Raw genomic sequence first — 19,022 nt, forward strand, 5'->3', positions numbered from 1 at the left:
AACCTAATTTTGCGTATATACCAAATCTAGAGTAGCTAGTTTTATTTTGTTGATGCGACAATTTGCCACATTGGCAAACTCAATATAATTTATAGAATACCGCACTAATAACAAACAGGTAGTCACTATGGATAAACGCATTTTTAAACATGCGCGTAAGTTTCACAAATGGTTAGGTTACTTATTAGCGCTACAAATTTTTGCATGGTTACTCGGTGGTTTAATTATGAGTGCTATACCGCTTGAAAAAGTTCACGGTAAACATTTAGCTGCGCGGCAATTAAATAACCCATTCAAACAAGCTGATTATCTAGCCTCAGTTGATAATATCGTTGCACAAATTACTCAACCAAGACAAATTAGTTATAGTCACTTTTTAACAATCCCTACCATTATTGTGAGCAACAGTAACGGTGAGTACAGCTTTAACGGAGTTACTGGCAGTCCTTTGGTAGCACCGAGTAAAGCGCAAATTATTGCCAATGCCCAAGCTCATCTATTAATTAATGCGCAAGTAACAGACGCGATCAAACTAGCTAAAGGTACTCGCGAAGTTGGCTTTAAAGAAAATATTTGGCAAGTAAATTTTGACGATACGTTTAACACCACACTATATTTATCCGCTGATAGTGGCCAAGTTATTACTGTTCGCAGCACAATTTGGCGAATTTTCGATTTTTTCTGGATGTTACACATAATGGACTATGATCAACGTGAAGATTTTAATAACCCATTATTAATTAGTTTTGCAGCCAGTAGCATATTGTTTTGTTTAACTGGCTTTATTTTATTACTACAAAATATCCGTTTTAGAAAACGTACTTCCCGTCGCCCAAGTAGCTAACCTTACCTTAGAGATGAGTTAAAATTCCCACTACATCACACAGTTAAGCGATTTACTTTTTGAATAATCGCTCTAAACTAGCGCTTCCTGTAGTTCACTAAAGTGATTGGATATGCCGCATTTAATTATTGCGCTGGTATTGTGTTGTGTGAGTTTTAACCTTTATGCAGAACAATTCACCAGTTTTTACAGCGCAAAAAAACACCTCATCAAAACCCTTCCTGATAACGCCACCAGCCTCTATTGTGGCTGTAATATTAAACGCCAAGGTAAAAAACTGGTGCCCGACCCAAATGCATGTGGTTATGTGCCTCGCAATGCGGTTACTCGTTCAGGCAAACCAAATGCGCGCGCAACTCGGATTGAGTGGGAACATATTGTGTCTGCATGGGAATTTGGTCACCAGCTACAATGCTGGCAAGATGGCGGCCGAAAAAATTGCATTAAAGTCAGTGCGCAATTTCGGAAAATGGAAGCTGATATAAATAATCTCGCTCCGGCAATTGGTGAAATAAACGCAGACCGCTCTAATTATAGCTTTGGCATGATTGCAGGTAATGCAAGCCAATATGGTCGCTGCCAAGTAAAGGTAGATTTTAAACAGCGTGTGGTAGAGCCGCCCTTTTATGCACGAAAACGCATTGCCGATGCTTATTTTTATATGCAAAAAACCTATGGTTTAAAAATTTCCGACAAGCAACAAAAATTATTTACCGCATGGCAAAACCAAGCTTTAGCAGCGAAAAATAGCAATGCTGTACTTTAAGTAGCCAAAACCATAAAAAAGGCGCATTTCGCGCCTTTTCACTTAAAACCTACATTTAGTTTCGTCATTAAATATCTTGATGTGGGCCAAACACCTCGTAGTGAATACGCTCAGCAGCGACTCCTAATACGAGTAATTGCTGTTTAATTGCAGCCATAAACCCCGTAGGGCCACAGATGTAGAAGTCACCTTCTTCAAGCGGAAGCTGCTCAGCAACAGCACTGACATTCATCAATCCAGTAAACTCAGCTCCCTCGCCACCTTGATTAAACCAAGTGTAGTAATTTAATCGAGTATGCGCCGCGGCTTGCTCCGCCAAAAACTGACTAAATGAATGCTGCAGGATATTTTCACAGGCGTGTAAATAGGTGACCGCTTGATTCGATGTATCACATAATAATGTTTGTAACATTGCCAGCATCGGTGTTTGACCAACGCCCGCAGAAATTAATACCACAGGTTTTTTATTTGCGCGTAAAAAGAAGTCTCCAGCCGGTGGATAAAGCTCCACAACGCTGCCCTCATCAAGTGAGTGCAAATAATTAGATACAATCCCCGCTGCTGGCAATAACTCTTTTTTCACGCTAATACGGTAATTTTCACCATTACTTTGCTGAGAAATAGAGTATTGGCGTATCTCACTATACTGTGCATAAGCTGGTTTTACTTTGATACCTAAATACTGCCCTGGTTTATGAGTCATTACCGCTTTACCATCGACTGGCACTAAAGTAAAACTGGTTACTAACTCTGATTCAGGCTGTTTTTTAGCAATAACAAATGCTCTAGTACCCGACCAGCCACCGTGGTTATTTTTACTGTGCTCGTATAGCGCCGCTTCTTCGGTAATACAAATATCAGCAAGTAGTGCGTAAGCCTCACGCCATGCATATTCAACTTCAGCTGTAAATTGCTCAGGGAGCAATTCTTTTAAAGTGCCAATCAGGTGTCCGCCAACTATTGGATAATGCTCAGGTAAAATATGCATGCTGGTATGCTTATGATTAATGCGTGCCAGCGCCTCTTTTAATACGGCTAAATTATCAATATTTTGAGCATACGCAGCCAAGGCATTAAATAATGCAAATTGCTGACGGCCACTACGTTGATTGGCCATATTAAAAATATCCTGCAGCTCAGGGTTATGACTAAACAGCCGGTTATAAAAATGCTCCGTGACAACGGTGCCCGCCTGCGCCAATAAAGGCGCTGTGCTTTTTACTATTTCAATGGTTTTATCAGATAACATACAACTTCCTTTAACCACGACGCCCATCAACACGACGCCGCGTTAAAATAGGAATACAGTGGAATAAGAACAATAAAAATGCCACGATCCACAGTACAGCACTCAGCTGCCATGAGATGTGTGGCCCAATAACAACAGGTAATAACGAACGAATAATTGCTGCAATAAACACTAAAGCAAACGCCACAGCCATAAAGTGAGGAATAGTTAAAGGGCGGCCAGTATGACCATGAGATACCCGCGTCATCATCGCTAAGATCATCATGCCAATCGTACCTATAGTGATCATATGCAGCGCGTCTTTAAACAAAATAACCGAGCTGTAAAAACTCAGCGCAAGCAATACTAAACCAAGCCCAAGAGCTAGATAGGAGAAGTGCAACGACCATAACAGTGGTACTTTGAGCATTTGATTATTCCACCACAACAATGAGCGACTTAAATGCACTACAGCAACAACAGCCAATGCCCAACCAGGATTAACGCTTGCTATAAATAATTGGCTGATAAAATAAAGCGCGACAGCAAACAATGAGCTGTAAAGCAGCACTTTATCTAAACGAGGAGTACGCACTTGCTCCGCTAAACCAAGACCACGAGCAGTAAAAAAAGGTAATACCCGCCCAGCCACCACACCGACAAGTAAGGTCATTACTAGTACTGCGGTATCGGCGACTGCCAATGCAAGTAGCATGTTTTGTTGTATTGCTAAGCATAAATAAATAATATTGAGCACACACAATGCGCTTAGCATCGGTAAAAATTGGTAGTTATTTTTATTGCCAGCTTTAAGGAGCATATTAGCCAGCGCCATAACTGCACCTAACCACCAAAGCAATTGGAACAATAACACCGCATATAAACTAAAGTTTTCAATACCTGCACTGGTAATAAAAAACGCAACACGAGCTGCTAGCCACACTAGGGTTAGCAACATCAATTTACGACCATTAATACTCGCAACCCCGCTCCAAGTTTGTGCTGCGGTTAATAAAAACCCCACAGCTACAGCGCCTGCAAAGCCAAACATCATTTCATGGGCATGCCAAAGTGTTGCTGGCATAGTCAATTGCCATCTGGCATGGCCTGTTAAAATGAGTAACCAATAACTAATCGACAAAACGGCCAACAAGCCAGCTCCTAAAAAGTAGGGCCGAAATGCCAACATCCATAACGGCCATTGACTGACTTGATAAAAACGCACTTTTTTGGGCATTGGCTCGGTTAAATTGATTGCTCGCATCAGCGTATTAGACTCATCTATCTAGGTATTTATAACACGTTATTGCACAAGCCGAGCCAAGATTTAAACTACTTATTATTCAACATATTAACTATTTTACTATTGACAAAAAAGTCTTTATGACTCACCTTTAAATAAGATAAAAACACATTTGAGTCATTTTGACATGGCAGATAAACAAAGCTTACTTAATGTCGCCCTTGTGCTTGCTAAAGTGAGCGACCAAAAGCAGCCTTTTCAGCAGTTAATTCAGTGTATCAAGCAAGTAATACCCAGTGACGCTATTGCACTGCTTACCTTACAAGGCGATGTGTTAAAACCACAAGCTATTCATGGACTGACGCCTGACACCCTAGGACGACGCTTTGTAATAAACGAGCATCCACGTTTACATGCCATTTGCAACGCTAAGCAACCATTACAGTTTGCCCATGATTGCCCAATTCCTGATCCGTACGACGGTTTACTATCGAGCAAAACTGGCGATATCCCTGTTCATGCTTGCTTAGGCATCCCCCTACTTGATAGCGAAGATAACTTACTCGGTGTGATCACCCTCGACAGTCTCGATGCAAATGCATTCGACAGTTTTGACCTTGAGCTATTTACTCAACTAGGTACGCTTTGCACCGCGCATTTGCAAACTGTATTAAAACTGCAGCAATATCAAAACCACGCGCAACATAGTAGCGCTTTAGTGCAAGAGCTAAACCGCGAAGCGCTTACCCGCGATGGTGCAGAGATCATCGGCCAAAGCACCGCCATGCAAGCCCTTCGAAGCGATATAAAACTAGTGGCGGCTTCTGAGTTTAGTGTCTTGATCCAAGGTGATACCGGGGTAGGTAAAGAGCTAGTAGCACGCAATATCCATCTTCATTCAAAGCGTAGCGAAATGCCGTTAATTCACTTAAATTGTGCATCATTACCAGAGAATCTCGCCGAAAGTGAATTTTTTGGCCACGCCAAAGGCGCATTTACTGGCGCCCATAATGCACGTCAAGGCAAGTTTCAGCTGGCTGATGGTGGCACCTTATTTTTAGATGAAATTGGTGAACTGCCACTTGCCATGCAAAGTAAACTATTGCGCGTCTTACAAAGTGGTGAAATCCAAACGGTTGGCGAAGATGAAGTAAAATACGTCGATGTAAGGGTTATTGCGGCTACAAACAGGCATTTAAAAAACGAAGTCGCTCAAGGGCGTTTTCGAGCCGATTTATATCATCGGTTAAGTGTTTACCCGCTCAACGTTGCGCCACTTAAACAACGCGAAAACGATGTAATTTTACTTGCAGGTTACTTTGTTGAAAGAACAGCCCGTAAGCTAGCTATCAAACAACTCAAACTCAGCGTCGAAACGCAACTACTACTCACTCAATATGACTGGCCGGGAAATGTGCGAGAACTTGAGCATGTGATCAGCCGTGCAGCATTAAAAGCCAAACAAAGCCAGTGGCAGCAAGCAATAATTACTATTGAACCTGCTCATTGTGAACTTAACCTAAGTACAAATAACCCAGCGCCTGTCGCATTAACAACTGCCGATAACAATAACATAAATAAACAAAATTTCTCGCTCAAACAAGCAACGGATACATTTACTCAGCATTTAATCAGCCAACAGCTAGAACAACATAATTACAACTGGGCCAGTGCAGCACGAACATTGAAAGTTGATCGCGCTAACTTAGTGCGATTAGCCAAACGTCTTGGTATTACAGTAAAAAAATCTATTTAATGTGTATTTTATTCACCCAAACTTGGCTATAGTGCCAACTGGTGTAAAACCACAATAAACATCTAAACAGGAGATATTTGATGATTGTATTAAACCCCCTTGCTGGGCAAGTAAGTGCTTAATTTTATTTTTTAATATTAAGTTTTGCCCGGCCATTAGCCGGGGCGCTGTTGATAGCTAAAATTTAACAGCAAACCCCTTTGTTATTTTTACTCTTTGCAGTAATGGGGTTATATGAATACTAATTTAAGTTTAAGCCAACTGGGTTGGCGCGCATTTTTCCAACAACAACTTACGCTCAATGATTTAGAGCACACACTGATTGCACGGATCATTACCTACCATCGCGACCACTTTGTTGTACAGAGTGAGCAGGGTTGCCACAAGGTATTGGTAAATTCAGATCATCCCCCCTTAACTGTGGGTGACTGGATATTACTTACGCAACACAACGAACACTGGCTGTTTACCCGATTGCTTGAGCGCTTAACATTGCTCAGTCGCAAAAGTGCGGGAAGTAAATTAAGTGAACAGCTTATTGGCGCTAATATTGATACTTTGTTTATTGTCAGCTCGCATAATCAAGATTTCAATCTAAGCCGCTTTGAACGCTACTTAGCGTTAGCATATCAAAGTGAGTGTTTACCCGTTGTTGTACTGACCAAACGCGATCAATGTGCAGCACCAGAGCAACATATAGCACAACTAACAGCGCTTGATAATCACTTAACCGTGCTGTCTGTTAATGCATTAGAGCGTGGCAGTGTTGAGCAATTAATGCCATGGTGCGGCAAAGGTCAAACATTAGCTTTTGTTGGGTCTTCGGGTGTAGGTAAATCCAGCTTAGTTAATAGCTTATGTGAACAGCAGCTAAGTGACACTGGTGCAATTCGCGAGGACGACAGCAAAGGTCGCCACACCACGACTCATCGAGCATTGCATGTTCTTAACGTAGGAGCGCTGTTACTCGATACTCCCGGCATACGAGAGCTGCAACTAAGTGACTGTCAACAAGGTGTAGAGCTTACTTTTAACGATATAAGTGAACTGGCGCAGCAGTGTCGATTTGCCGATTGTAGTCATCAGCTAGAACCCGGTTGTCAGGTGCTAGCTGCGTTACAAAAAGGCTTATTAACGCAGCGGCGTATCACTAATTATCAAAAACTGTTAAAAGAGCAGCAACGCAATACTCAGAGCCTTGCGCAATTACGTAGCCAAGATAGAAGCTTAGGTCGGTTTTATCGTAACGTACAAGCAGACATGCGTAATTTAAAAGGACGTTAATTAATTTTTCTCAGTCGTTAAACAAAACGTGGCTAAATACTGTTTAGCCACGTTTTTGCTGATAGAAAGATTAACCAGCTAAATTACGCGAGCTTATGCTCCTTAAAATACGCTTTTAAAAGCTGACTGAACGCCTGTACCTTAGCTGTTCGGTGCACTAAGTGATGGGTTACTAGCCATAAATCCGTTGGCCAACTCAGTTCATCCGCTAGTATTGGTACTAAATCAGCATACTGCGCCGCCACGTCATGCTGCATCCCGCCAATTCCCAAGCCTTTAACAATCGCACGGGTTGCCTCTGAGGTTTCAGACACGCGTAATTTCACTTGTGAAGTTGGTATATTTTCATCAACCCAAACAAAATAAGGCACTTTGCCATTATAGCCGGCCACCCCCGAAACAAAATTATGCAACGGCAATTGCTTAATACTTTTTGGCACGCCATGCTTATCAATATAACGCTTTGATGCATAAAATCCTGACGACAAATGCGCCAAATGCTGGGCGATATAATCACCTTCATCAGGACGAGGACCTGCGCGTACCGCTATATGTGCTTGGCCGTGATCAAGACGTAACCGGTTTTGATCAAGTATCACTTCCAGCTGCACTTGTGGATGTAAACTTTGAAATTGTTCACACACATCACTCAGTACATCAATAAAACCACTGACCGTTGTAAGCAATAAACTACCACGCAAAGTACTATCTGCGGCAATAATATCATTGTGTAAGCGTTCAAGTTCACTATTAATAGACTGCGCTGCTGTAAAGAGTTTAGCGCCAATCTCAGTTACTTTATAACCCCGGGCATGACGATGAAATAAACGTGCATTTAAACTTTGCTCAAGGTTATTAATGCGCCTAAGTACCGTACTGTGATGAACGTTGAGCTTTTCAGCCGCCGCTGTTAACGTTCCTAACCGCGCAACTTCATAGGCTACTTTTACATCTTGCCAGTCATCAAATTGAATCGCCATACCTGCCCTTAACCTTAAGTGTGCGTATATGCACATAAGTTTTGCGTTTATTTGGCTTTTCTGCAAGTAAATATTTGCTAAAGTAGTTAACAGGCAAACCCAACTACGTTATTGAAGGCGACCACCATGACAGCACCAAAAATTATTGCCTTAGCAGGCAGCTTACGTAAAGACAGCTTTAACCAAAAATTGATCAATGAAGCAGCCCGCTTTGCATTAGAAAGCGGTGCAGAAGTTGAAGTAATTAAACTGGCAGATCTAAACTTACCCATGTTTGACGAAGACGTTGAAGCGCAAGGCACACCAGTAGGCGCTCAGTTATTAAAAGACAAACTACGCGCTGCAGATGGCATCTTACTTGCCAGCCCTGAATATAACGGTTCAATTACCGCGGTACTAAAAAATGCCATTGATTGGGCATCACGTACTGAGCAAGGCGCAGTTCCTGCATTTCGTAACAAGGTAACGGCTTTATACGCCTCATCACCGGGAGGCTTAGGTGGCTTGCGTGGTCTAAATCACGTTCGCGATATTTTATCGGGTATCGGCAGCTTGGTATTGGCAGATCAACTTGCCGTACCTGCAATTCACACTTTGCTTGATGAAAATGGCCGCATTAGTGACCCTGTGACAGCAGAACGAATTGCAGGCCTTGCTCAGCAGCTCGTCAGCGTTGCCAGCAAATTAAATAAATAAACCGCTTAAGAAAGCTTTGTCGCTGCTAACTTGGCAGCGATAAAATCCTCATGCGCGACATACAACAAGTTAGAAACACGGCGAATTACATACTCTTCTTGCGGATCTAACTCACCATCGGCATACGCTAAGCGCCATAGCAGCTCTATAATTTCAATCCGTTGCTCTGCGCTGCATTGATCATTAATTTGTTTAGAAAACTGAAAGTAATCAATCGCGTCATCCAAACTTTTTCCTGCGCTTTGCATTAGCTCACTAACGTCTTCATCACTCAAATTAAAATACTTTTTTAAAGTCAGAGATAACGTTTTCAATTCATCGTCTTGCTGCTCGCGATCAGCACGCATGACTTCAATCAATAATGCCGCTACAGCCGTTTTCAAATCATGCTCTTGCAGCTGAGCTGGTTGCTCATCAAAAGCTGAAAATAGTTGTTTTATTTGTTTGAACATCACATTTTCCCTTTTTGGGTGTTAGACTTACAGCATAACTCGTTGCATCACTGTAATTAAATAGTGCGCTCAATACAATAATGGAGTTAAAGGTTTATGAAAGGAAAAACAGCAAATAGGCTAGTAATTATCAGTGCACTGGCACTATTAATAGGCAGTAATGCGGTATTAGCAGAAAAAGGTGAAACCGAAAAACTCTATGACTTCGATGAAAAAGTCCATTATTACCAAACAAAATTAGACGCAAATAACTATCATCTAGAAATTCAATCTGACGACTATCAGCACTTTAAAAATCAAAGTGTATTTTTATTGCGCCATGCTGACCGTTTATGCCGTGGTAATCCGTTTATGCTAAAAGTGACTGATGGTGTACAAGAGTATGATCGTTTCCCAACCAAACCCCGCGCCTATCAGCCACCTTTAACGGTATTACTACAATGTGAGACAAAGCCCAGCAAAGACTAATCTTTAGTCTTTATAACCCCAAGGCGCTGGCGGTGGTGTAATTGGTTTTGTTAAATCAAAATCAACGCGAAACTCGCGGCCTTGGCGAATTAAACGATAAGTAAACTTTTCAGGGTAAATATACATCTGCCATGTATTACCGATAGATTGTGGAATACTTTGGCTAACAAACAATTCTTTTGAATACTGATCCGCAGGGAACGACTGCACGTTAGCAAACCCAGCATCAACAGTATGACCACCGTACATAGTCGATACATCATCAGTTCCATCTTGATGGCGATGATCATGTTTTAAACTCAAACCACTACCGGTTTTGGTAATGATCCACGTACGTGATGCATCATCACCTACATGAAACGGAATTTGTAACTCACTATCAGTACATTTACGAACATGCATGACTAGTTTTTTGCCTGCAAACGAGCTAGGACCAGTGGCATTATCAACCGTTACTTTACCCTCAAAAGCTTTACCACAATAGGCGGCAATATTATCAAAAAAGTCATCATGTGTTGGGATAGATACTAAAGGCGCAGGGCGAGCAAACGCCACCGTAGATGCCAGCAATAAAGTTGCCGCAGTTAATAATTTCATAGCATGTTCCTAAAAGTATAAAGTTGCAGCTTAGCCTGTTAATAAATACAAAGGAAGTAATCGCGGTGAATGGTGGTCCAGCGGTGAGTAAGCTAAAAAAGTTTGCAAGCCAACCATAAAATAGCTTAAACGGCTTTTTCAGCTCGGCTTTTCATCAACTTTAATAGTGAATTATGAAAGTCTTGAAAAATAACCTCACCCCATAATCGAGAGTAAATAGTAAAGTTGGTATTATCTTCAACAGTGGTTTTTAACGTTAAAACGGTTTGTCCATTAGCGGTTTCTGCTAAATAATAGCCTCCATAAAGAGGAGAAAAATATTCTCCACCTAGCTTTACATGTTTATCTAGTGCGTTGTCTGGAATCAAATCAGGGTCGATATCAAACTGGTAGAGCATTTGTTTATTTGGCTGCCAATCTGTTATAACTTCTTTAAATACAACGCCATTTTGCCATTTACTAGTTCTCACTGCACCTACACCTTGTGCATCCATATCCGCCTGCAAAGGGCGAGGAATACCAATCAATTGCGAAAATGACATTGGGAACTCCCCCTCTGCAATGTAACTTACATTCGCCAATTGCCGCCAAACAACATCTATTGGTGCATTGATAACAACTGAATTTTTAACTTCGTATGTTTGCGATAGCTTTAAAAAATTCACCTCTAGCGGTGATAAAATCAAAGGTATTAATGCCACTGACATGACGACTTTTTTACTTTCTTTTTCTAATTTACGATGTACAAATCCAGCTAAGACTCCTCCTATACTTGCAAATAACATAAATGCAGGTAGCGCCATAGCGACACAGATACTCCCCTCTAAAAGAGTGACTACACTGACCAGTAAAAATACAAAAATAGGCTGCCAAGCCTTAACTGCCATTTGCTTATAAGACATTGATTTATTGAGTTTGCATTCAAAATAAATACGAATATAGCCAATCGCAATGGGGACTAAAAACATAAAAGAAATAGTGACTAAACTGCCGAAGTTAAACGCATCACTAAACTCTAGAAATACCCGTATAGATATGCCGTAAAGCACACCTAAAATAATGCCTATATATTTTGGAGAAAGCGTTCGCATAAATAGTTCTTTCAATGTTTAATTGCCAATAATGTTCCGAAGTTAACAACTATTTCTAACCGCAGCAATAAAAAACGCGGCCTGAGCCGCGTTTCATTGTTTAATAACTTTTAAACCTTTACTGCCAAGGGCGCTCAGCGTTAAGCTTTGCCTCAAAGGCGTCAATTTGTGGGTTGAGGGTTTCGGTGACGCCGATAAAATCTAAGCCACTTAATAAACGCTCTTTTACGTCTTTGCGAATATCAAAGCAAATTGGTGCAAACTTGTTACTGATAAGTACCTGATTTTCAAGATCGATGTCGATATGAATATCGTCGTGTTGCTCGCTCAGTACAAACAAGTCTTCCAATGTTTGCGCTGGTAGTGCAATAGCTAGCATCTGGTTATTGCCACAGTTATTAAAGAAAATATCAGCAAAGCTTTCCGCTAAAATCACTTCAAAACCATATTGCTTAAGCGCCCATGGTGCATGTTCACGTGATGAGCCGCAGCCAAAGTTATCGCGAGTTAGTAATATTTGCGCGCCTTGGTAACATGGCCGATTTAAAATAAACTCAGGGTTTGGCTCGTCGTTATCTAAATAGCGCCAATCATAAAACAACGCCGCATCAAAACCATCACGGCTGGTTGAGGTTAAAAACTGCTTTGGAATGATTTGGTCGGTATCGACGTTGTTTTTATCAAGTGGGGCCATTAAGCCACTAAAAAAAATGCTCATTAGGCTTCTCCTCTAATATCAACAAAGCGACCATGAATAGCTGCCGCAGCGGCCATTGCAGGGCTTACTAAGTGTGTACGACCACCACGGCCTTGGCGACCTTCAAAGTTACGGTTTGAGGTGGATGCACAGCGCTTGCCTGCACCTAAGCGGTCATCGTTCATCGCTAAGCACATTGAGCAACCCGGTTCACGCCACTCAAAACCAGCAGCTTTGAAAATATCAGCTAGGCCTTCATCTTCAGCCTGTTTTTTCACCAAGCCAGAGCCAGGTACAATTAACGCCTCAACACCAGCAGCCACTTTTTTACCTTCAACAATCTGTGCGGCGGCGCGTAAATCTTCAATTCGGCTGTTGGTACATGAACCAATAAATACCGTATCTACGCTCGCTGACGATAACTTATCACCGGCTGTTAAACCCATGTATTTAAGGGCACTGCGAATCGCATCAGCTTTAATTAAATCTGGCTCTTGATCTGGATCTGGAATGCATTCATCAACACCAATAACTTGCTCAGGGCTAGTGCCCCAAGTAATTTGCGGCTGAATGCTACTCGCTTCTAGTTCAACTTCTAAATCAAACTGCGCACCTTCGTCAGTTTTTAAGGTTTCCCAGTAGGCAACTGCAGCTTCAAAATCATCGCCTTGTGGAGCAAATGGGCGGCCTTTTAAGTAATCATAAGTGATTTGGTCTGAAGCGATTAAACCCGCTTTAGCGCCCATTTCAATACTCATGTTACACAATGTCATACGCGCTTCCATTGACAGTGCTGCAATACCTTCACCACAAAACTCTGCCACATAACCTGTACCACCAGCGGTACCTAGCTTACCAATCACCGCCATGATCAAATCTTTGGCTGTAACCGTTGGACGTAGTACACCATTAATTTGAATTTTTAATGACTTGGCTTTTTTCTGTTGTAGTGTTTGCGTCGCGAGTACGTGCTCAACCTCAGACGTACCAATACCATGGGCCAGTGCACCAAATGCACCGTGAGTAGAGGTATGGCTATCACCACAAACAATGGTAGTGCCAGGTAAAGTAATACCTTGCTCAGGCCCCATTACATGCACTATGCCTTGGTTAATTGAGTTTAAATCGTAAAGTACAATACCAAACTCTTTGCAGTTGGCATCAAGCGCCATCAATTGGTTTTTTGATACTTCACTGGCGGCATCTAATGAGCGGCTTTTGGTCGATACATTATGATCCATCGTTGCGATGGTTTTTTCAGGACAACGCACTTTACGGTTTTTCTCTCGCAGGCCAGCAAAAGCTTGCGGCGATGTCACTTCATGTACTAGATGACGGTCAATATAAAGTAAATCGGTTTGCTCATTAATACTAGCAACTACATGTGCTTGCCAGATTTTATCGTATAACGTTTGGGCCACTTGCTGATCCCCTAATTTGTTTGACTCGCCGCGTGACGGTGCAGCGAGTGAATAATTGTTTAAATACGTGCTGTTTTATATACGAGCGACAATTGCTGCGGCAACGTCTTGCGTTGTATAACCTGCATTTGGGTAAATATCCGGTGTACCTACGCCTGCTTCGACCGCTTCGGCTACTGCTTTTTCAATGCTGCGCGCCGCTTCATCTTGCCCTAGTGAATAACGTAGCATTAACGCGGCACTTAAAATTTGTGCGATTGGGTTTGCAACCCCTTTGCCAGCAATATCAGGTGCCGAACCACCAGCAGGTTCATACATACCAAAGCCTGACTGATTTAAACTTGCCGATGGCAATAAGCCCATAGATCCGGTGATCATCGCGCATTCATCTGACAATATGTCACCAAATAAGTTATCACACAGTAACACATCAAACTGGCTAGGTTGTTTAACCAGTTGCATTGCCGCGTTATCAACGTAAATATAATCAAGGCTTACTTCTGGGAAGTCTTTGCTTACTTCGGTTACTACTTCGCGCCATAATACACTTGATGCTAATACGTTGGCTTTATCAACCGACGTTACATGGTTATTACGTAATTTTGCTGCTTCAAAGGCAAAACGTGCAATGCGTTCAATTTCTTTGCGTGAATAAGTTTGCGTATCAAACGCCACTTCTTCAGCCCCTTCGCCACTGCGGCCTTTTTCGCCAAAGTAAATACCGCCGGTTAATTCACGCACGCATAAGATATCAAAGCCTTTTTCGCTTATATCGGCACGTAATGGCGATGCAGCGCTCAGTGCTGGTAATAGTTGCGCTGGGCGTAAGTTACAAAACAAACCAAAGTGTTTACGTAGTGGCAAAAGTGATGCGCGCTCTGGTTGCTCATTGGCAGGAAGATGCTCCCACTTTGGACCGCCCACTGAACCAAACAAAATTGCATCGGCACTTTCACACGCTGCAAGGGTTTGATCGGGTAACGCTTTACCAAATTGATCAATCGCAGCGCCGCCAATGGCATGATGATGACGAGTTAAAGTAAAACCAAATTTACTGCTCACAGCATCCAATACCTGCTCTGCTGCTGCCATTACTTCTGGGCCGATACCGTCGCCAGCTAATACTGCAACGCTATAATTTGATTGACTCATCCTGCTTTCCTTTGTTGTTTTAAATCAGACACTTTTTGTGCGCGATAAATTAAGTTATAAACGCGGATCATGGCGCGTACTGACGCCTCAACCACATCCGCTGCAATGCCCGCGCCGTGATAAGGGCGGCCATCGTATTTAGCTATTATATTTACTTCACCTAATGAGCTGGCACCTTCACCGGTCGCCTCTAGATTAAATTCAATCATTTCAACAGCCATACCCGTTAAACGTTCAATCGCTAAGAATGACGCCTCTACAGGGCCATTGCCGGTAGCCGCTTCTTGTTTAGACTCTCCGCCAATCGTCATCCCAATCGTTGAGCTTGCTACTGATTGCGAGTTAGACGTTGAGTTAACAAACTCTAATTGGTATTTGTCGTCTTTATCACTGATTTGGTTAAAATAAATCATCGCTTCAAGGTCATAGTCGTACACTGTGCCTTTTTGATCTGCAAGGGTTAAGAAGCTTTCATACAAGCTATCCATATCATAATCAGATTTTTGATAGCCCAATTCTTCAAGGCGGTGCTCAATAACATGACGACCCGAACGTGAGGTCATATTTAATTGGTTATTTGGCACGCCGACGCTTTCTGGCGACATAATCTCATAAGTGTTTTGCGCTTTTAATACACCGTCTTGGTGAATGCCAGAACTGTGAGCAAAGGCGTTTTCGCCAACAATGGCTTTATTTGGTTGTACTGGCATATTACAAATTTTCGCCACTTGGCGTGAAGCGCGATAGATTTCTTCACTGCGAATATCGGTATACACTTTTAAGTGGTCTTGGCGCATCTTCATGATCATCGCCACTTCTTCAAGTGAACAGTTACCCGCACGCTCACCAATACCATTAATAGTACATTCGATTTGCCGTGCACCGGCTTGCACCGCTGCAACAGAATTGGCAACAGCCAAACCTAAATCATTATGACAATGTACACTTAAGCGCGCTTTATCAATATTTGGCACGTTATTCATTAAATGGCGGATCATCGCCGCGTATTCGTCTGGCGTAACAAAACCAACTGTATCTGGTAAGTTGATGGTTGATGCACCAGCATTAATCGCCTGCTCAACAATTTTGCATAAATCCCAATGCGGTGTACGGCCTGCGTCTTCGCATGAAAATTCCACATCATCAGTATAATTACGGGCAAGCTTAATTGATTTAACCGCCATGGCTGTCGCATCATCTAAGCTCATACGTAGCTTGTGTTCTAAATGCAAAGGGCTGGTAGCAATAAAAGTATGAATTCGACTTTGTTGTGCTGTGCGAAGTGCTTCGCCACAGGCTTCAATATCTTTAGCAACAGCGCGTGCTAAACCACAAATAATAGGGCCTTTCACTTCTGTCGCTATACGTTGCACTGAACGAAAATCGGCAGGGCTCGAAACCGGAAAACCTACTTCCATCACATCCACATTTAGGCGGCTAATAGTATGTGCCAGCTGGATTTTATCTTCTTCAGTCAGGCTCGCTTTAAGCGCTTGCTCACCATCACGTAAAGTGGTGTCGAAAATCCATACTTTATCTTGTTCTTGCATAATCTACCCTTAATTCTCTGCTGCCCTGGATGCGAGATAAAAAAAACCCCGCGATATGCGGGGTTTTTTGTGTTTACTTAATGCAAATACACTAATCCCCGCTCACGTGCGCTTGCAGTAAGAGGTTCAGTTTTAATGTAATTAAATGAGTGTTTTGCATCGTCTTTACTAAATGTGTGTGTTCAGTGAGCCCTATTTTTAACACTTCAAAACTGCGCATGCAAGCATAATCTCACCTTTAAATGGAATGAAAAACCACAATAAAAGAAAATAAATTTCGTATAAAACCAACTTTACGGTTATATAATTCAAACCAAACCTAAAGCAACCATAATATACTTTACTTTATGGCCGATCCTGCTTAGATAAGTTTTCTATTTTAATTCCCACTGTTGTCTCCACTCTATTCAGATCCTTTGCTAATGTCATGCATAACTAGTTACTCTGTGCTTTTTGGTTGGTAATAGCTATAGGTGCTATGCTTCTAAGCCCCCACATTCTCATTTCTTTAGTGCGTATTACCTGCTGCTCACCGGTTAAAATATTAGTTTGAGTAATAATACTATAAGTAACTGGCTTGTTATTTTCATCAACTTCACCTCTAGGGTTATAGCCAAATTTAAGGGTAACATCTTCATCAAGTGAAAAGATTACGCCATTTCCCTCCCCTTTTTCTGAGTGCTCTATTTCAGGGGTTGCTATATTCACCCAATGGAAATGCGCTTTTGGTCTGCCTTGAGTCATGAACGCCAAATATTTTCCATCAGGTGAAATACGGTGGTTTTTCATCTCCCACTCTTTTGGGAAACCAAAATCAACTTTGCGTACTACTTCACCATTAAACTTATGTATCCAAAAGCCGTCGTGCTTTATCGCTAAAAACTCTTTATCGCCTGGGAGTAAAAATAACTCGTCAGAGTAAATTATTTCGCGCTGTGTAAGTGTTGCTGTTGATACTTTGTAGTTGTAATGTTTACCATCTGCGTAAAAAATTACATTATCGCTATCTGAGGTCCAGTTAAATGAAGGATGCCCCCCGCCTGACATGGTGATTAGTTTTTGTTCTTTGGTGTCGTAAAGCTGGCGTGTCGCTCTATCATTGATATAACCCGAAATAGCTATATAGCGGTTATCTGGGGAGCGGCTTGGTTTATGTAGCCCTACGGGTCTAAATTGCATAAACACTTCTTCAGGAATTATGCGGCGCCTGTCAGAGCCATCTAAACGAGATGACCACAGCGTGCGTACCTCACTGTATTTGTATTTATTCCAAAACATTAACCGCGGGGTTGAGAAGGTATCTGCATCGCCATACACCTCTTCACGTATTTCTAGTGGCCACTCTGGGTGGTTTTTATGCTCTTTTGCCCATGGGTATTTAGCAACATCAACCTCTGCCTGCTCAGAGCCTTGTGAAGATGGCTCTGAGCAACCGCTTAGCACTAAGCTGGCACAAAGAGAGAGCACGCAAAACATGCTGTATTTTTTAAAAAACATCAAAAACTATCCTTTTACTGAATGAGTCCATTTATTGGATTGCTGTAAACAAACTCATTATTTAAAACCTTTTATAATGAAGGCAAAATGAATGCACTTACCCTTCTGTTATCTCTGCCATTATTACCGTGTTTGGTGTTTGCTTGTTAAGCTCGCTGAATGGCACGTTATCAAATATATAGTAAGTAGGCTGGCCGTCGTTTGGGTCTTGTAATAAATCAAAATTGCCGCTTTGGGGTATGTCGGTAAATTCTATACGAACCCAGTTCCCCTCAGGCATTACACGTGATATGGGTTTTATTTGCTGCCAGTTATGTTGATTATTTACCAGCATGAGCTGTTCTTTAGCGTAATTTTTTGCATTAGTATCAACTTGATAAAAAAATACAAAAGCGGGCTTAACAATCGTTAACAGATTTATATTGTTAACTACCATTGGCATACTATGCGGGGCACTCATACTAACTCCCAAATACTTGCTGTAATTTTGCTTTGGTTTTAGGGCCTGGTATGCCGTCGAGGTCGTGCTCGTACTGAAATTCTTTTACACCAATGCGAGTTTTTTTACCCATAACACCATCAACCGTACCACAATCAAACCCAAGCATATTACAACGTCCCTGCACGCCAGAAAGCGTGTCGATTGGATCTAGATTGCCTATTTGTACCGCAAAGCTTTTAGTTGGTGTGGTTTCGCCTGCTTTTAAATATAAATCGACGTTGCCAGTAAGTGCGTCGTTATTATTAAGCTCTACTTCGATAAGCCCATCACTTTGCAATACGGTATCGATTGTTTGATTGCCAATATTAAGCACAACACGTTTACCGGTAATATCATCGCCATCGTCATACGATACTTGCAAGCGAAAATATTCTTTTTCGTTTTGTACAACAAAGCTATTAATGCCGTTGGTGCGCAGCGGTATAAACTTTTCTTTTTTTGGCGGAATAGTAATTTTATCGCCCGGGTAAATTAAGTTTGGGTCTGGGCGTAAGGCTTTAAACTCTGCATTGCTTGGGTGGTTGTAAAGCGCTTTAGATGCTCTAAAATCATCAGTTCTTACCTAATTCACACAGGGGGAATGGGTAAATTGTCTTTATCAAGCGGGATATCTGTATCGTTCTCTGACAAATGTGTTAACACTGCATTTAATTGCTGCGCAAAATCTTTTGGCTTTTCATCATCAAAAAATGCAAAGGGTTTGTCATCGGTTTGCCATTGCTTGCACTGCGGCATTACATGCTCGCGGCCATATTCCATAAATTGACAAATAAACGCCAATACTGGCTCGTACGCATC

The 19,022-nt window shown here is 41.9% G+C and carries 20 protein-coding genes; 6 read left to right on the plus strand and 14 right to left on the minus strand.

All coding sequences use genetic code 11. The features are described 5' to 3' along the window. Positions 1-127: 127 nt before the first annotated feature. Both H5203_RS12830 and H5203_RS12835 read left to right on the plus strand, forming a co-directional pair. Complete coding sequence (locus H5203_RS12830; protein WP_145242454.1) at positions 128-844, plus strand: hypothetical protein; 717 nt, start codon at positions 128-130, stop codon at positions 842-844. A gap of 112 nt (positions 845-956) precedes the next feature. Further along, positions 957-1,610 carry an endonuclease gene (locus H5203_RS12835; RefSeq protein WP_145242452.1) on the plus strand — a complete coding sequence of 218 codons (654 nt, stop codon included), beginning with the start codon at positions 957-959 and terminating at the stop codon, positions 1,608-1,610. 67 nt (positions 1,611-1,677) lie between these two features. Here the strand turns inward: H5203_RS12835 and hmpA are convergent, their stop codons facing one another. Together hmpA and H5203_RS12845 are read right to left on the minus strand one after the other, a co-directional pair. Further along, entirely contained in the window at positions 1,678-2,859 is a 1,182-nt protein-coding gene (gene hmpA, locus H5203_RS12840; RefSeq protein WP_145242450.1) for an NO-inducible flavohemoprotein, read from the minus strand. A gap of 10 nt (positions 2,860-2,869) precedes the next feature. Next, a complete protein-coding gene (locus tag H5203_RS12845) occupies positions 2,870-4,102 on the minus strand; it encodes an NnrS family protein (protein WP_145242448.1) in 1,233 nt (410 codons plus the stop codon). A gap of 166 nt (positions 4,103-4,268) precedes the next feature. Here H5203_RS12845 and norR point away from each other — a divergent pair, with 166 nt between their 5' ends. Both norR and rsgA read left to right on the plus strand, forming a co-directional pair. Beyond that, positions 4,269-5,837 carry a nitric oxide reductase transcriptional regulator NorR gene (norR, locus tag H5203_RS12850; RefSeq protein ID WP_149980416.1) on the plus strand — a complete coding sequence of 523 codons (1,569 nt, stop codon included), beginning with the start codon at positions 4,269-4,271 and terminating at the stop codon, positions 5,835-5,837. A gap of 234 nt (positions 5,838-6,071) precedes the next feature. Further along, complete coding sequence (gene rsgA, locus H5203_RS12855; RefSeq protein WP_145242444.1) at positions 6,072-7,121, plus strand: ribosome small subunit-dependent GTPase A; 1,050 nt, start codon at positions 6,072-6,074, stop codon at positions 7,119-7,121. 83 nt (positions 7,122-7,204) lie between these two features. Here rsgA and H5203_RS12860 read toward each other — a convergent pair whose 3' ends face one another. Beyond that, the gene (locus H5203_RS12860) at positions 7,205-8,101 is read right to left on the minus strand and encodes a LysR family transcriptional regulator (RefSeq protein ID WP_145242443.1); all 897 of its coding nucleotides are present in this window, start codon (positions 8,099-8,101) and stop codon (positions 7,205-7,207) included. Positions 8,102-8,227: 126 nt separating this feature from the next. Between H5203_RS12860 and H5203_RS12865 the strand changes: the two genes are divergently transcribed. Further along, the gene (locus H5203_RS12865; protein ID WP_145242441.1) at positions 8,228-8,797 is read left to right on the plus strand and encodes an NADPH-dependent FMN reductase; all 570 of its coding nucleotides are present in this window, start codon (positions 8,228-8,230) and stop codon (positions 8,795-8,797) included. Between the two features lie 5 nt (positions 8,798-8,802). Here the strand turns inward: H5203_RS12865 and H5203_RS12870 are convergent, their stop codons facing one another. Further along, a complete protein-coding gene (locus H5203_RS12870; protein WP_145242439.1) occupies positions 8,803-9,249 on the minus strand; it encodes a TerB family tellurite resistance protein in 447 nt (148 codons plus the stop codon). A 96-nt stretch (positions 9,250-9,345) separates the two neighbouring features. Here H5203_RS12870 and H5203_RS12875 point away from each other — a divergent pair, with 96 nt between their 5' ends. Next, the gene (locus tag H5203_RS12875; protein WP_145242437.1) at positions 9,346-9,717 is read left to right on the plus strand and encodes a hypothetical protein; all 372 of its coding nucleotides are present in this window, start codon (positions 9,346-9,348) and stop codon (positions 9,715-9,717) included. A 3-nt stretch (positions 9,718-9,720) separates the two neighbouring features. On the opposite strand, the gene H5203_RS12880 is transcribed toward H5203_RS12875, so the two are convergent. From H5203_RS12880 to H5203_RS12925, 10 genes are all read right to left on the minus strand, one after another. Further along, positions 9,721-10,314, minus strand: a complete 594-nt coding sequence (locus H5203_RS12880; protein WP_145242435.1) for a hypothetical protein — start codon at positions 10,312-10,314, stop codon at positions 9,721-9,723. Between the two features lie 125 nt (positions 10,315-10,439). Further along, positions 10,440-11,405 carry a hypothetical protein gene (locus tag H5203_RS12885; protein WP_145242433.1) on the minus strand — a complete coding sequence of 322 codons (966 nt, stop codon included), beginning with the start codon at positions 11,403-11,405 and terminating at the stop codon, positions 10,440-10,442. Positions 11,406-11,523: 118 nt separating this feature from the next. Continuing rightward, on the minus strand, positions 11,524-12,123 hold the full coding sequence (gene leuD, locus H5203_RS12890) for a 3-isopropylmalate dehydratase small subunit (protein WP_182718532.1): 600 nt from the start codon (positions 12,121-12,123) through the stop codon (positions 11,524-11,526). Beyond that, positions 12,123-13,523, minus strand: a complete 1,401-nt coding sequence (leuC, locus tag H5203_RS12895) for a 3-isopropylmalate dehydratase large subunit (protein ID WP_145242429.1) — start codon at positions 13,521-13,523, stop codon at positions 12,123-12,125. The genes leuD and leuC overlap by 1 nt, the downstream gene beginning before the upstream one ends. Positions 13,524-13,598: 75 nt before the next feature. Next, positions 13,599-14,675: a 3-isopropylmalate dehydrogenase gene (leuB, locus tag H5203_RS12900; RefSeq protein WP_182735445.1), complete on the minus strand. Its 1,077-nt coding sequence runs from the start codon at positions 14,673-14,675 to the stop codon at positions 13,599-13,601. Continuing rightward, a complete protein-coding gene (leuA, locus tag H5203_RS12905; RefSeq protein WP_149980409.1) occupies positions 14,672-16,225 on the minus strand; it encodes a 2-isopropylmalate synthase in 1,554 nt (517 codons plus the stop codon). Before leuA ends, leuB begins: the two co-directional genes overlap by 4 nt. A 435-nt stretch (positions 16,226-16,660) precedes the next feature. Beyond that, entirely contained in the window at positions 16,661-17,722 is a 1,062-nt protein-coding gene (locus H5203_RS12910; RefSeq protein ID WP_404936451.1) for a hypothetical protein, read from the minus strand. 97 nt (positions 17,723-17,819) lie between these two features. Further along, positions 17,820-18,182: a hypothetical protein gene (locus H5203_RS12915; protein ID WP_182758012.1), complete on the minus strand. Its 363-nt coding sequence runs from the start codon at positions 18,180-18,182 to the stop codon at positions 17,820-17,822. Between the two features lies 1 nt (position 18,183). Then, positions 18,184-18,585 carry a peptidoglycan-binding protein gene (locus H5203_RS12920; protein WP_259401949.1) on the minus strand — a complete coding sequence of 134 codons (402 nt, stop codon included), beginning with the start codon at positions 18,583-18,585 and terminating at the stop codon, positions 18,184-18,186. Positions 18,586-18,791: 206 nt separating this feature from the next. Then, on the minus strand, positions 18,792-19,022 hold a 231-nt coding region (locus tag H5203_RS12925; RefSeq protein WP_182819833.1), incomplete at its 5' end, for a hypothetical protein.

The organism is Pseudoalteromonas sp. SG41-1, from assembly GCF_014164575.1.
Taxonomy (GTDB): Bacteria; Pseudomonadota; Gammaproteobacteria; order Enterobacterales; family Alteromonadaceae; genus Pseudoalteromonas; species Pseudoalteromonas rhizosphaerae.

What these genes read in the sequence shown, in the direction of transcription:
- H5203_RS12830 (WP_145242454.1), top strand. Translation starts at nt 128, where the DNA reads ATGGATAAACGCATTTTTAAACATGCGCGTAAGTTTCACAAATGGTTA.
- H5203_RS12835 (WP_145242452.1), top strand. Translation starts at nt 957, where the DNA reads ATGCCGCATTTAATTATTGCGCTGGTATTGTGTTGTGTGAGTTTTAAC.
- hmpA (WP_145242450.1), bottom strand. Translation starts at nt 2,859, where the DNA reads ATGTTATCTGATAAAACCATTGAAATAGTAAAAAGCACAGCGCCTTTA.
- H5203_RS12845 (WP_145242448.1), bottom strand. Translation starts at nt 4,102, where the DNA reads ATGCGAGCAATCAATTTAACCGAGCCAATGCCCAAAAAAGTGCGTTTT.
- norR (WP_149980416.1), top strand. Translation starts at nt 4,269, where the DNA reads ATGGCAGATAAACAAAGCTTACTTAATGTCGCCCTTGTGCTTGCTAAA.
- rsgA (WP_145242444.1), top strand. Translation starts at nt 6,072, where the DNA reads ATGAATACTAATTTAAGTTTAAGCCAACTGGGTTGGCGCGCATTTTTC.
- H5203_RS12860 (WP_145242443.1), bottom strand. Translation starts at nt 8,101, where the DNA reads ATGGCGATTCAATTTGATGACTGGCAAGATGTAAAAGTAGCCTATGAA.
- H5203_RS12865 (WP_145242441.1), top strand. Translation starts at nt 8,228, where the DNA reads ATGACAGCACCAAAAATTATTGCCTTAGCAGGCAGCTTACGTAAAGAC.
- H5203_RS12870 (WP_145242439.1), bottom strand. Translation starts at nt 9,249, where the DNA reads ATGTTCAAACAAATAAAACAACTATTTTCAGCTTTTGATGAGCAACCA.
- H5203_RS12875 (WP_145242437.1), top strand. Translation starts at nt 9,346, where the DNA reads ATGAAAGGAAAAACAGCAAATAGGCTAGTAATTATCAGTGCACTGGCA.
- H5203_RS12880 (WP_145242435.1), bottom strand. Translation starts at nt 10,314, where the DNA reads ATGAAATTATTAACTGCGGCAACTTTATTGCTGGCATCTACGGTGGCG.
- H5203_RS12885 (WP_145242433.1), bottom strand. Translation starts at nt 11,405, where the DNA reads ATGCGAACGCTTTCTCCAAAATATATAGGCATTATTTTAGGTGTGCTT.
- leuD (WP_182718532.1), bottom strand. Translation starts at nt 12,123, where the DNA reads ATGAGCATTTTTTTTAGTGGCTTAATGGCCCCACTTGATAAAAACAAC.
- leuB (WP_182735445.1), bottom strand. Translation starts at nt 14,675, where the DNA reads ATGAGTCAATCAAATTATAGCGTTGCAGTATTAGCTGGCGACGGTATC.
- leuA (WP_149980409.1), bottom strand. Translation starts at nt 16,225, where the DNA reads ATGCAAGAACAAGATAAAGTATGGATTTTCGACACCACTTTACGTGAT.
- H5203_RS12910 (WP_404936451.1), bottom strand. Translation starts at nt 17,722, where the DNA reads ATGTTTTTTAAAAAATACAGCATGTTTTGCGTGCTCTCTCTTTGTGCC.
- H5203_RS12915 (WP_182758012.1), bottom strand. Translation starts at nt 18,182, where the DNA reads ATGAGTGCCCCGCATAGTATGCCAATGGTAGTTAACAATATAAATCTG.